The sequence below is a fragment of the Aestuariivivens insulae genome, from assembly GCF_022662195.1.
GTDB lineage: Bacteria > Bacteroidota > Bacteroidia > Flavobacteriales > Flavobacteriaceae > Aestuariivivens > Aestuariivivens insulae.
Map to the genome: position 1 here is coordinate 83,748 of NZ_JAKMCS010000009.1, position 12,803 is coordinate 96,550.

Annotated in this window: 12 protein-coding genes; 6 read left to right on the plus strand and 6 right to left on the minus strand. The window is 35.6% G+C overall.

What is annotated here, in order from left to right; translation table 11 throughout:
- Positions 1-132 precede the first annotated feature (132 nt).
- The gene (locus tag MR062_RS12005; protein ID WP_242204565.1) at positions 133-1,824 is read left to right on the plus strand and encodes a hypothetical protein; all 1,692 of its coding nucleotides are present in this window, start codon (positions 133-135) and stop codon (positions 1,822-1,824) included.
- Positions 1,825-1,910: 86 nt separating this feature from the next.
- Positions 1,911-2,408, plus strand: a complete 498-nt coding sequence (locus MR062_RS12010; protein WP_242204568.1) for a hypothetical protein — start codon at positions 1,911-1,913, stop codon at positions 2,406-2,408.
- On the opposite strand, the gene MR062_RS12015 is transcribed toward MR062_RS12010, so the two are convergent.
- Positions 2,405-2,869 carry a GNAT family N-acetyltransferase gene (locus MR062_RS12015; RefSeq protein ID WP_242204570.1) on the minus strand — a complete coding sequence of 155 codons (465 nt, stop codon included), beginning with the start codon at positions 2,867-2,869 and terminating at the stop codon, positions 2,405-2,407. The genes MR062_RS12010 and MR062_RS12015 overlap by 4 nt on opposite strands.
- Positions 2,859-3,878, minus strand: coding sequence for a formimidoylglutamase (locus MR062_RS12020; protein ID WP_242204572.1), 1,020 nt, complete (start codon positions 3,876-3,878; stop codon positions 2,859-2,861). The genes MR062_RS12015 and MR062_RS12020 overlap by 11 nt, the downstream gene beginning before the upstream one ends.
- Positions 3,879-3,985: 107 nt before the next feature.
- Here MR062_RS12020 and MR062_RS12025 point away from each other — a divergent pair, with 107 nt between their 5' ends.
- Positions 3,986-4,870: a chromosome partitioning protein ParA gene (locus MR062_RS12025; protein WP_242204574.1), complete on the plus strand. Its 885-nt coding sequence runs from the start codon at positions 3,986-3,988 to the stop codon at positions 4,868-4,870.
- 56 nt (positions 4,871-4,926) lie between these two features.
- On the opposite strand, the gene hutI is transcribed toward MR062_RS12025, so the two are convergent.
- Positions 4,927-6,162 carry an imidazolonepropionase gene (hutI, locus tag MR062_RS12030; protein WP_242204576.1) on the minus strand — a complete coding sequence of 412 codons (1,236 nt, stop codon included), beginning with the start codon at positions 6,160-6,162 and terminating at the stop codon, positions 4,927-4,929.
- 210 nt (positions 6,163-6,372) lie between these two features.
- Here hutI and MR062_RS12035 point away from each other — a divergent pair, with 210 nt between their 5' ends.
- Positions 6,373-6,951, plus strand: a complete 579-nt coding sequence (locus tag MR062_RS12035) for a Crp/Fnr family transcriptional regulator (protein WP_242204577.1) — start codon at positions 6,373-6,375, stop codon at positions 6,949-6,951.
- A gap of 143 nt (positions 6,952-7,094) precedes the next feature.
- Here MR062_RS12035 and fumC read toward each other — a convergent pair whose 3' ends face one another.
- On the minus strand, positions 7,095-8,492 hold the full coding sequence (gene fumC / locus MR062_RS12040) for a class II fumarate hydratase (RefSeq protein ID WP_242204579.1): 1,398 nt from the start codon (positions 8,490-8,492) through the stop codon (positions 7,095-7,097).
- A gap of 178 nt (positions 8,493-8,670) precedes the next feature.
- Between fumC and MR062_RS12045 the strand changes: the two genes are divergently transcribed.
- Both MR062_RS12045 and MR062_RS12050 read left to right on the plus strand, forming a co-directional pair.
- Positions 8,671-9,312 carry a peroxiredoxin gene (locus MR062_RS12045; protein WP_242204581.1) on the plus strand — a complete coding sequence of 214 codons (642 nt, stop codon included), beginning with the start codon at positions 8,671-8,673 and terminating at the stop codon, positions 9,310-9,312.
- 263 nt (positions 9,313-9,575) lie between these two features.
- The gene (locus MR062_RS12050) at positions 9,576-9,755 is read left to right on the plus strand and encodes a hypothetical protein (RefSeq protein ID WP_242204751.1); all 180 of its coding nucleotides are present in this window, start codon (positions 9,576-9,578) and stop codon (positions 9,753-9,755) included.
- Positions 9,756-9,833: 78 nt separating this feature from the next.
- Here MR062_RS12050 and MR062_RS12055 read toward each other — a convergent pair whose 3' ends face one another.
- The gene (locus MR062_RS12055) at positions 9,834-12,275 is read right to left on the minus strand and encodes an outer membrane beta-barrel family protein (RefSeq protein WP_242204583.1); all 2,442 of its coding nucleotides are present in this window, start codon (positions 12,273-12,275) and stop codon (positions 9,834-9,836) included.
- 92 nt (positions 12,276-12,367) lie between these two features.
- Complete coding sequence (locus MR062_RS12060) at positions 12,368-12,784, minus strand: hypothetical protein (RefSeq protein ID WP_242204585.1); 417 nt, start codon at positions 12,782-12,784, stop codon at positions 12,368-12,370.
- Positions 12,785-12,803: the final 19 nt, after the last annotated feature.

Consider the following 12,803-nt stretch of genomic DNA (forward strand, 5'->3'; position numbering starts at 1 on the left):
CATTCCTGCGTGTCACCCAGAGCTTTCCTGTGCTGAGCATAGTCGAAGTATCGAAGTGAAGGCAGGAATCCACATTAAAATTTGAACTAAAATTAATAAGATTCCCGCCTACGCGGGAATGACAGAAAGAACATGATTAAAAATTATTGGAATAAAGGTAAAAAGCAAAAAAGAATAACCATAGTTATTGCTCTGGTTTTACTCATTGCATTATTTGTATTGCGCGACGATTATCAACCAGCATTATTGTTTGTTAGAAAATACATTTTTATCATTCTGCTTAGTCTTGTCGTTTTATATTTTGGTCTACGGAAATTTAGACGAACAGCCAGTACGACAGGAAGACTCGCTATTTTGGGGCTTTTATTGCTTTTCTTTGGGGTGCTATATGGTGTTGGGTGGCACTTTAAAATGTACGATTATATGAAAACCTATAATGTATTCAATAATTTAAATAAAATTGAAATACATGAACTGCCATTAACGCAAAACGAGCGTATCCAACCATTACGCAATATTTTCTCCATGGCCAATGAAAGTGTAGGTGAAACTAAAGACGTGTCTTTACCACATTTGGTGAGAATAGGCAATGAAAATAAATGGACCATGGCCATTCAGCCCACCGAAAAGTATGTTTGGCAGGGTATGACCGATAATACCGAAGAAGTGTTTGCCGTGTCCAGTACCACGCCATTTCCAAGGTTTTCAAGTGAAAATAGAATACCTGTAACCTTTTCCATAGGAGAATCTTTGAAGTTTAGCAGAAACACCTATAATGCCGTTGTACAACGATTTAACTTTTTTCAGTTATTCACTATGGAACCCAGTGATACCTATTACATGAAAAATGATGAAGGACAATGGGTTGAAGTGGTAAGCTTAATAAAATGGAAAGGTTTTTTATTTCCATATCCAACATTTGGGGGCGTTATGGTAATCGATAATGGAGAGCATAGCTTTGTTGATTATATAGAACGCATTTTAATTGGGAAAGGCACCTATATAGCACCAGACCAAATGAAAAACCATAACTATTTAACGCGCCAAAATACCTTAGCAGAACAAGTGTCCCAACTTCAGGCGGAGTCCTTAAAGTTTTTGGGAGGCTTTAGTGATCCATTGCCATGGAATATGGAAACGGCAGTTAAAATCCCTGAAATGCCAAAGGACCAAAATCAACAGCCCTATGTTACTGATTTCGATTTCTCCACTACCGATGTAGAGGCCTATAGTGGTCTGTACCATTGGTTTGGGTTAGAACCTGTAGGCGAGGAGCGTACCAGCTTAAGTTTTAGTGTGTTTGTGCCTGCCGATGGAACGAACAAATTGTATTATTATAATCATGCAGCCAAAAAACAAGGCTATGCAGGGGTGTCGGCTATGCCATTAAAAGTGCAGGAGTCACGAAAGGAATACGATTGGTCTGCCAATACACCAGTAGAATTTAGGCCCTATATAAATGATATAGCGGGCAAAAAGCGTCTGTTTTTTATGGGAACCATTTCTTCAATAAGCGATAGAAATGCGCAACAATTTGATGGTTCAGCCACACCAGATTTAGTACTGATTGATAGTGAATACCGCGACGTAGTCTGGATTGATGTAAAGCGGCCTAGTGGTTGGGATAAAACGGTTTACGATCAATTGAATGAGGCGTGGCGGGCAAGTGAGGGCATAGGAGATTACTTTGAAGAAAACCCAAAAGAAATTGAGGTTGCGCCATCGGTTAAGGACACAATGGCCATTCCTATAGTTGATGACAAAACTTTGGAAATAAGACGTCTACAAAAGCAGATAGATTCTTTGAAGGCTATAGAAAATTAATAATTTAAGTTACTTCTTCATTTATTAAATTTTCACCCTGATAGTAACAATCCTTTTAAATATTAGACTTATTAATTAAAAGGATTATGATGGGTTATATGGGATTCGGAATGCAAAGATGGATTTACTCTAGAAATCCAAAAAAGAAGCTTTATGAAAGAAAAAATCTAAAGCCTTTTACACCATTACAACATTACTCAAGGGTTTTTAAGTTACAGCCTAGCATAACTGAAAACAAAAGGAGCCATGGTTTTTTAACAATTTTATTTGTTGTTATAGCATTGATAATGGTCTTTTTAGCGTTTCAAAACTTTACGAATTATTCAAACCGTTATAATAGATTGGTTTATAACAAGACTATAATTGAAAACAATGCGGCTTTTAACTTTTTAATGAATTCTGGTAAGAATCGATTGCAAGGCAATAGGGTTTATGATGCTTATTCTGAATTTAAATTGGCACAGGTTATATATCCTAAAAATAAAGAGTTAAATCAATTGCTAATAGAAACCTTAAGTATACTTTGTGAAACAAATAATAATTACTGTGTAGAACTTGATGACTTGTTGTCCTCAAATTTTTAGAGTAGTAACCCCATTTTAATATCACTTCTTATATAAGGGCTATTAGTTTCTAAGGGTACTTCCATAAAACCATATTTTTTGTAGATATAAATAGCATTTTCCAGTTTGGTGTTAGAGTATAGGACTAGTTTTTTTAATCCCTTGGATTTTGAAAAATCAATACAATGCTGCATTAATTTTTGCCCAATTTTGAATCCGCGATAATTTGGTGATACGGCCATTTTGGTCAATTCAAAATAACCAGTGGCTTCAAAGGGCATCAGGGCTACGGTTCCAACGACATCGTCATTAAGCTTTGCAAAGAAAATATGTCCGCCTTTTTCAATAATATACTTTTGGGGATTGCTTAAAACAGCTTCGTCGTAGGGCTCGACATAAAAATAGGTTTTAAGCCATTCTATATTCAAATCATAGAATGACGTACTGTACTTTTCTTCAAAAGAAACAATATCAACGCTCATGGGCTCTAATAAAGTCAGTAATTAAGTAAGTAATAAGTTTGCCTATTTGCGATTCTGTTTTTTTGGTTGGTGCCGCTTCACAAATATGTAAGTAACACGCATTTTCATGATGGGCAAATAGGTTTAGAAACTCCCGGGTCCTATTCACACTAAAACCACTTGGGGTCATGGCACTACTGGGAATGCCTTGAATGGCATCGCAATCAATTTCAATACCAAAGGCTTTGTCTTCTATATGACTTAAAGCACGTAAAGCTTCAGTTTTAAATTTTAGTTCTTTTCTAATTTCAATAGCTTCGAAAGTGTTGAACTTAATAAACTTAAATTTTTTCAAGGATTTTAATAAAGTATCAGACGTATAATTTTCATGAAGCCCAAACACAAAATACTTTTCCAAAAACCCTTCGGCATAGGCATAGCTAAAGCCATTACCACTGTGCCTGCCTTCTTCCGGTCTAAAATCGGAATGGGCATCAAAGTTTACAACGTTAAGTGCTTGTTTTAATGCTAACGAAGCCCCTTTAATATTACCATAGGCATTATTATGTCCTCCACCAATTATAATGGGCATTTTACCAGCCAATATGATTTGAAATACCAGATGGGACACATAGGTATCTATAATTTCTACAATGGAGCGGGCTATTTTTATATGTTTGTTTTTTGATTGTTCTAATTTAGAGACTTGTTGCAATTCGTTACTAAAGTCTAAATGTCCTAAAATTAAAACGTCTTCCGCATGAGTATAAGCGTTACTCTGTATGTTTAATAAGGTTTTAAGCGCAGCTTCCCATGCCTTAGAAGTTCCTGTTTTACCATGATTGGCGAACACACCAATATCCTCTGGAATGCCAAAAATTACATACTTGACATCCAAACTTTTAAGTTGTTCGTATATATTGGAAATGTTAGGTAGTATTTGAACATGTTCACCAAACTTGGATTCACCAGAGCGTTTACTCAGTAGGTTGTTTTTTTGCTGGGTGTTAAATAAAATGAGTTTATCCACAAATAATGGTTAATTAAATTTTTGAAAGAATAAAAATACATCAATTATTACTTATACATTACAACAAAAAAAGAATTAACATTAATAAATTAAAAAACAAAGCAATTATGGAAAGTAACAAAAGCAGTATGGGATTAAAAGTGGCTTTAGGTATAGCTTTAGTATTATTTTTAGGTACCGCGTTCTATACCATGAATCTTTACAAGAAGAGTAATGATACCCAAAAACAGTTAACCGAAGAGAAACAATTGGTTATGAACGATCTAAACGCCATGGCCAAACAGTACGACGAAGCTATTAGTGAAAATGAAATCGCTAATGCCGATTTAGTTGAAGCCAGAGCAAGAATTCAGGGATTGATAGACTCTTTAAAAATATCTGAAACTAATGTAAAGAGTTTATGGAGATACAAAAGCAAATACTTATCGCTTCAAAAAGAAATGGATGTACTATTGGCTCAAAACGATTCGTTAAGAGTTGAAAATTCATATTTGGCCACGTCGCTTGATAGTACTCGGGTAAGACTTGAAGAACGTACTGTTTTTACAGATTCCCTATTGGTTCAAAACACAGCTTTGGCCGAAGTTGTTGAGAATGCCGCTGTTTTATCTACAGTGGGCTTAAAAGGATTTGGTGTTATTGAAAGAACATCAGGAAAATTAATCCCAACGGAAAGAGCAAGTCGTTCAGATAAAATTAGAGTATGCTTTACAGTTGCTAAGAATGCTTTGGTACAAGCTGGAGATCAAGAGTTATACATTCAAGTTATCGACCCTAAAAACAATACACTTGGTTTAAACGAACAGGTTCAGTTTGATGAAAAAACGCTTAATTATAGTATAGTAAGCAAGTTCAATTATGAAAATGCTAACCTTAATATCTGTGAATTTGTAGCTTCAAAAGGAGAAAACAAATTTGAAAAAGGTCGCTATGTTGTTAATGTTTTTAATGAGAAAGACTTAGTGTCTACAACAGAGTTTACACTAAAATAATAATTTGAAATAGTTCATAAAAAAGTCCCAAACTTAATTAGTTTGGGACTTTTTTGTTAAATAACCTTTCCATTTATAATAACCTGTTCTATGTGGTTATCGCCAAAAGCATAAGGTAAATGGTTATAGTTTGGTACTTCTTTGGTGATTATTAAATTGGCTTTTTTACCAGTGGTAATACTACCGTAATCTTTTGAACTCCCCATAGCATAAGCTGCATTAATAGTAGCTGCATTAATAGCTTCTTCTGGGGTCATTTTCATTTTTATGCAGGCTGTACTCACAACAAAGTTCATATTGCCACTAGGTGTAGATCCTGGGTTATAATCGGTTGCTAAAGCCAGAGGTAAGCCACTATCCATTATACGCCTAGCAGGTGTATAGGGTATGCTTAAAAAATAAGAGCAGGAGGGTAGGGCTACTGGCATAGTTTTAGAACCTTGTAGCGCTTCAAGGTCGTCGTCGTTCAATTCTTCGAGATGATCTACAGAAAGCGCATTATATTTAACAGCAAGAGACACGCCGCCAAAAGCGTTAAACTGATTGACATGCACCTTAGCAGGTAGTCCGTATTCTTTTCCGGCTACCAATATGCGTTGCATATCGTCCAACGAAAAATAACCTTTTTCACAAAATACATCAATATAATCAGCTAAGTCTTCTTTAGCAACTAATGGAAGCATGTCATTGATGACATGATCTATGTAGGCTTCTTTATTATTTTTAAATTTTTCAGGTAGGGCATGAGCTCCCAAAAAAGTAGCTTTTATTTCAATAGGTACATGTGCCTTTATGCGTTTAATAACACGTAGCATTTTTAATTCAGATTCCAATGAAAGGCCGTACCCCGATTTAATTTCCAAAGCACCAGTTCCCATTTTTATAACTTCGTTCACGCGTTTTATTGACTGCTCAAATAAGTCCGATTCACTAGTATTTTCTAAAGTTTTTGCCGAATTTAAAATACCACCACCTCGATTAGCAATCTCTTCATAACTTAAACCATTAATTCTATCTACAAACTCTTGTGCCCTACTACCTGCATAAACAATATGGCTGTGTGAATCGCACCAAGTAGGCAATACGAGCTTCCCGGTAGCGTCTATGGTTTTATCGGCTTTAATATTAATATGGTCTCCCATAAAGCCATAATCTATAATGCGGTCGTTCTCAATTAAAAGATATGCATTTTCTATGGTTGGTAGTATGTTCATATCTGTTCCGGATACCTTTTCAATATGCCTATCCCTAATCTGTAAAAGTGTTTTGATGTTGGTTATAAGTAATTTCATGTGTATCAATTTATTATTTTTTTAAAATAAAATATGCATAAAAACACCTTCTCGTTCGTCGATGTTTTTAGTTGTGGATATTTCATCTCATCTAAAATTAAGAACAATAGTAGTATTTAATTTAGGAACAAAATAATTATTTCATTAACTTTAACTATTGTGTATACAAATGTGCTGTTTAGTGTTTGAAAATACCTTTAAAAAGCACTCATGACTGATAAAAGCTTAGATTTTTTAAATTCCATAACCGATATTTCTAAAGATACTTTTGAGATACTAAAAGGCATATCTGAATTTAAAAAAATTCCCGAAGGCACACAACTTGTTAAGCTTAATGAAGTCCCTTCTAAAATTTACATGCTAGTATCTGGTTTAATTCGTTGCTATTTAACCACTGAAGCTGGCAAAGAGTTTAATAAAAGTTTTTATCTCCCCATAAGTTTTGTTGCTTCCTTGACTGCATTAATGAGAAAGAACCCATCTCTTTTTGTGTTTGAAACCTTAACTGATTGCAAATTGTATGAAATTGATTATGATAAGTTTATGGCGTTATGTAGTAAAAACATCCAGATGAACGCACTTTATACTAAGGTTTTAGAAGTTGTTTATACAAAATATGAAAAGCGTTTGGTAGAGCTTATATCATTAGATGCCAAAGGCCGTTATTTGGCATTACGAAAACAAATTCCAAATGTTGATAAGATTATTCCTCAATACCATATAGCTTCTTTTTTAGGAATTACGGCAGTACAATTAAGCAGAATTAGAAAGAAAATAGACACCGATTAACATTTGTTAACGAATATGTGTTTTTTAAATTCTAAATTTAACCCGATTTCTTTTTAGAACAAAAAGATTGATAGCTAACCAACCAAAAAAACAGGCAATAATCAATTGGGATGATGCCTGTTTTTTGTTTTTATAAGACCAAATTATTTTAGGCTGCCTACCATATCCTCGGGCTTAACCCAAGCATCATATTCTTCTGCTGTAACATACCCTAAGTTAATGGCCTCTTCTTTTAGTGTCGTTCCATTTTTATGTGCCGTATTGGCAATCTCAGCAGCTTTATAATACCCAATTTTAGTATTCAAAGCGGTAACTAGCATCAAGGAATTATTAAGTAGTTTTTTAATAACCTCGTGGTTAGGTTCTATACCAACTGCGCAGTTAACATCGAAGCTAATGCAAGCATCACCTAATAATTGAGCCGATTGTAAAACGTTTGCAGCCATTACGGGTTTAAATACGTTTAATTCATAATGTCCTTGTAATCCCCCTACAGATACTGCAACGTCATTACCTATAACTTGCGCACAAACCATAGTTAATGCTTCACATTGAGTTGGGTTTACTTTTCCTGGCATGATAGAACTTCCTGGTTCATTGGCAGGAATGGTAATTTCACCTATACCAGAGCGTGGTCCAGAAGCCATTAAACGAATATCGTTAGCTATTTTATTTAGTGAAACGGCCAATTGTTTTAACGCTCCGTGGGTTTCTACTAGAGCATCGTGTGCGGCTAGGGCTTCAAATTTATTAGGAGCGGTCACAAATGGAAGATTAGTAAATTCTGCGATATACTCTGCTACGCGTTTAGCATATCCATTTGGGGTATTTAGTCCCGTACCAACAGCAGTTCCACCTAATGCCAACTCACTTAAGTGAGGCAGGGTGTTTTCAAGAGCTTTAAGGCCATGGTCCAATTGGGCGACATATCCCGATAGTTCCTGTCCTAAGGTTAATGGAGTGGCATCCATTAAGTGTGTACGTCCTATTTTAACAACATCCTTAAAGGCTTCTGCTTTTTTATGTAATGTATTTCGCAATTGCTTTATTCCTGGTAGAGTAGTTTCTACAACTTTTTTATAAGCCGCGATATGCATACCTGTAGGGAAGGTGTCGTTAGACGATTGCGATTTATTCACATCGTCGTTGGGCTGTATCACTTTATCACCTTCACCAATAACTTTTCCTGCTAATTGTTGCGCTCTGTTAGCGATAACTTCATTCACGTTCATGTTACTTTGCGTTCCAGATCCTGTTTGCCATATTACTAGTGGAAATTGATCGTCGTGTTTGCCCTCTAATATTTCATCACAAACCTGTGCAATTAAATCACGTTTTTCAATAGGTAATACACCTAATTCACAATTGGTATAAGCTGCAGCCTTTTTTAAATAGGCAAACCCATAGACTATTTCTAATGGCATTGAAGCAGGTGCTCCAATTTTAAAATTATTTCTTGAGCGTTCTGTTTGTGCGCCCCAAAGCTTATCGGCAGGTACTTTTACCTCACCCATAGTATCTTTCTCTATTCTAAAACTCATTTTATGAATGCTTTAATTTTGAATTACAAAGTTAATTGTTTTAAGATGTTTTATTTTATGATAAAGGTTAGTTTTTTTGAGATGTTTTTAACACACAAATAACATGATATTCTTTTGAATATCCTTTTAAATAGATTAATTTAGTAGGAATTAAAAAATAAACTTAAATTATCGTATTATGGCAGCAATTAGATTAGGGGATGTCGCACCAAATTTTGATGCACAATCTACCGAAGGAGATATTAATTTCCACGAATGGCTAGGGGATAGCTGGGGCGTTTTATTTTCACACCCAGCAGACTACACACCTGTATGTACTACCGAACTTGGCACGGTAGCAAAGTACAAGGCAGAGTTTGACAAAAGAAACGTTAAGGTTATAGCATTAAGTGTTGATGGTATTGAATCCCACAACGGGTGGATTAACGATATTAATGAAACACAACAAACTACGGTTAATTTTCCAATTATTGCCGATGAGGACAGAAAAGTATCGGTGCTTTATGATATGATTCACCCTAATGCCGATAGCCAGTTAACGGTACGTTCGGTATTCGTTATTGCTCCAGACAAAACGGTGAAATTGATGATTACTTATCCTGCATCAACCGGAAGAAATTTTGATGAACTGTTACGGGTTATCGATTCATTACAATTAACGGCATACCATAAAGTGGCTACGCCTGCCAATTGGAACAATGGGGACGATTGTGTTGTGGTTCCCGCAGTAGAAACGGTAGATATACCTGCTTTATTCCCTAAGGGGTTCAAGGAAGTAAAACCATATTTACGCTTAACACCGCAACCTAATTTAAATTAGTGAATAACCCTGTTAATCGAAAAGCATTCCTCGACGCTTGCGTCGGGGTGTCCACTTAAATTGTCATTCCCGTAAGAACGGGAATTCTAAATAAAAGAATTTCGATTTTTGGCCTTAAGGTCAAAATAAAAACAGTCAAATGTTTCCTTGCCTTGCCTCGGGTATAGTAGGTATTAAGAAATACTTTTATTAAATTTCATTTTGATATTGTGAAACACATTGCTTTGCATTATCTTTGCGGCATATTTTAAAAGACACTAACCATGATGTTTGAATTTGATCAATACTTAGGCTTTTTAGCATTCTTAACCATATTAACCATTGGATTTTGGTTAATGATTTTTTTGTTAACTTTTGTAATTCCTTATTGGATAGGAGGTTCTTTAATTGAAAGACTAAAAGAAATTAGAGAAGAAAAAAGGGCTAAGCGATTAAATGCTTAAATCATTTTTCTATAAAACAAAAAAAGGAAACTAAAATTTAGTTTCCTTTTTTTGTTTGGTGCCTGCTTATTCTGCGTTTTACATTTCCATGTCTCCGCCTCTAAAATTACCAGACCTTTCTGGCTTCTTTTTTTGATTAAATCTATATGTAAACGATACGTTATAGGTGCGTCCGCCTCTAAATTGGATATCCTGTAGGGTTGTAAAAGAGTCGGTAGTGATTTCGTTTTGGAATCTTCTAGAATTCAATAAGTCCCTAATATTAAAAGCTAAAGAAGCCTTTTCTTTAAAAAAGTCCTTACTAAATGCTAAGTTGGCGGCATATCTTCCTTTACGGTTGTTTTGGGTGTCTTTGCTCGGTGCCCTATAATCCATATTGGTTTGCCAATCGATATTACCAGGCAATGTAAGTTTGTTGGTTAATCGGGCCGACCAAGTAAAGTTATCGGCTCCAAAATCTTTGCCGTTAAATTCTCCATCACGTTTTAATTGGAAAAAGTTAAGGTCTGTATTAATACGCCATTTGCGAGTTGGACTATAGTTTAAATTCATTTCCAAGCCATAACGGTCGTCTGTAGCTAAGTTTACTGGACCGCGTTGTACTACTGGAGTTTCTTTATCTTTAATGGTAACAATTTCGCCAGTTTCCTTGCTAACAAATGTGATGACATTTTTAGAATGTTGGTAATATATTGCCGAGCTTAATGTAAAGTCTCCAAAGCGATTTAAGTACCCTAACTCAAATTTGCCGGAATAGGTAGGGTCTAAGTCTGGATTCCCTTGAAACACGTTGGTTAAACTAGAACGAGAAGGGAATGGGTTTAGCATAAAACCACGAGGACGGCTTAGCCTACGATTGAACCCAAGGGTGATGCTTTCATCATCACTTATTTCGTAATTCAAGTTTACGGTAGGAAACAGACCCGTTAAGTTTTTCTTTTTAAAATCACCACTAGTGGGCTGGTCCAAGGTTGTGCGGGTATTTTCTAATCGAAGCCCCAATAAATACGAAAACTTGCCATACTTGCTGCCATATTGTGTGTAAACGGCATGGATGTGTTGCTTAAAATCAAATACATTGGTTAGTCCTGCGTTAACCTCAAACTCACCCGTATCTTCATTTAAAAGTTCTACGATATAATCGGTAACCCTGTTATTAAAATTACCGCGATACCCCATTTCAAATTGGGAATCTTCGCCTATGGGCAAAACGTAATCTGTCTGTAAAAGAATATTTTCTTGATCTTCATAGGTGGTTAGTATATCTGAGTCTATACCATCAGAATTTATTAAGGAATAATCGTTTTCATCTGAATCCTCAAATTGAAAATCGAAAGTAAACTTATGGCCATCAGTTTTAAAGTCTTTAGTGAAATTTAAGGAATACTGTATCGTTTCCCCTTCTTCGTCTTCTGGGTCCAAACGGAGACTCGTGCTTGTTGTATTGTTTACCTTGTCGAATTGCACTATGTCGTTTACAGAATTATTCAAGTTATTGTTATTACTGTAAACAATAGCTGATGTTAATGACGCCGAATCGTTTACGTACCATTCAACACCAGCATTGGTTGTAAATCCTTTGCGGGTATCTTCCCAATTGCGTTTCTCTGAAAGATCGGGTGTATTAACATCAAAATAGCTCACATCGTTATACCAATGTCCAATAGATTCTCTATAGTTATAAGACGTCGTATTAAAAAAATTAAGATCACCGGTTCTGTAATTAATATTGGCAGAAACTCCAGCCGAATTTGGGTGTCCAGCATTAACCGTTACGGCTCCATTTAGGCCTTGTAATTTGCTGCGACGCAAAATAATGTTCAAAATACCAGCGGTTCCTTCGGCTTCGTAGCGTGCAGAAGGAGAGGTAATCACTTCTACTTTTTCGATGGATTCTGCAGGCAGTTGCCTTAAGGCTTCAGTAGAGTTTAAACCAACCAATCCAGAGGGTTTTCCATTGATAAGAATGCGAACATTACCATTACCTCTTAAGGCCACGTTGCCTTCTGCGTCTACAGATACCGATGGTACATTATCCAACACATCGCTCACCGAGCCACCACTTACAGTAAGGTCCTTCCCAACATTGTAGATTTTCTTGTCTAGTTTTATTTCAACCGTAGTTCTTTCAGCAATAACCTCTACAGCATCTAATGCAGCTACGTCTAATTCTAAAGCAATCATGCCTAAGTTTAAATCGGACTGAATGTTTTGGTTTTTTAATTGATAAGATTTATACGATATATATTCAACCTTAATGTCGTATATGTCCTTTGGTACTTTTATTTCAAATGCACCATTTATATCGGTAATAGTGCCGTCAATAATTTTTTCTTCTTTATGACTGTAAAGGGAAATGGTAGCGTATTCCAGTGGCTGCCTTGTTTCGTTGTCAATTACAGTACCAACAATAACTACTTTTTTAAGATTCGGCACAGTGTTTTCAGGGCCTTTAGGTTGGGCATTTAAGGTTACTAAACAAGTAATAAGAGCAATAAAGGCTAAGGAAAATTTGTGCATAATTAGGTTTTAACAAATTAGAATGCAAAAATAGCCTATGGTTTAAGGGGCATAGGTTAATAATTTGTTAAAAGATTCCAAGGAAGGCATCTTTATGCCTGTTGCTGTAGGATACTATCTATTACAGCTTTTTTATTAATTCGAATGAATGAGACTGTCTTAGAAATTTTATCGGCAAAATCAAGGATGTCTATGGCTTTTTTCAGCCAAACTTTTGCAGCTACTTTATCTTCTTCAATCTTAGTAAGCCCAATTTCTTTTATGTATTCAGATAAAATTTCTAAGTGATCTGCTGTTAAGTTGAGGCTTCTTAAATAGTCTTCGGTTTCCTCTTTTGTTAAGGCCTTTAGTTTTTCGATATCTATATCGAGTTCATTTTGAAAACGCTGATTGGTTAGTTCAACCCCCCGAGAATCGCCTTTGGGCAATTTAAGAAAATCAGCCAGTATTTTAGCCAATACCTTTCCTAGCTGTTCTACTTGGGCTTTTAATAAATCTCTACGTTCCATACAAACCATCAAAATGGGC

Bases quoted from the DNA above. Each gene is read 5' to 3' on its own strand.
- MR062_RS12045 (WP_242204581.1), top strand. From the start codon at position 8,671: ATGGCAGCAATTAGATTAGGGGATGTCGCACCAAATTTTGATGCACAA.
- hutI (WP_242204576.1), bottom strand. From the start codon at position 6,162: ATGAAATTACTTATAACCAACATCAAAACACTTTTACAGATTAGGGAT.
- fumC (WP_242204579.1), bottom strand. From the start codon at position 8,492: ATGAGTTTTAGAATAGAGAAAGATACTATGGGTGAGGTAAAAGTACCT.
- MR062_RS12050 (WP_242204751.1), top strand. From the start codon at position 9,576: ATGATGTTTGAATTTGATCAATACTTAGGCTTTTTAGCATTCTTAACC.
- MR062_RS12015 (WP_242204570.1), bottom strand. From the start codon at position 2,869: ATGAGCGTTGATATTGTTTCTTTTGAAGAAAAGTACAGTACGTCATTC.
- MR062_RS12025 (WP_242204574.1), top strand. From the start codon at position 3,986: ATGGAAAGTAACAAAAGCAGTATGGGATTAAAAGTGGCTTTAGGTATA.
- MR062_RS12035 (WP_242204577.1), top strand. From the start codon at position 6,373: ATGACTGATAAAAGCTTAGATTTTTTAAATTCCATAACCGATATTTCT.
- MR062_RS12010 (WP_242204568.1), top strand. From the start codon at position 1,911: ATGATGGGTTATATGGGATTCGGAATGCAAAGATGGATTTACTCTAGA.
- MR062_RS12005 (WP_242204565.1), top strand. From the start codon at position 133: ATGATTAAAAATTATTGGAATAAAGGTAAAAAGCAAAAAAGAATAACC.
- MR062_RS12055 (WP_242204583.1), bottom strand. From the start codon at position 12,275: ATGCACAAATTTTCCTTAGCCTTTATTGCTCTTATTACTTGTTTAGTA.
- MR062_RS12060 (WP_242204585.1), bottom strand. From the start codon at position 12,784: ATGGAACGTAGAGATTTATTAAAAGCCCAAGTAGAACAGCTAGGAAAG.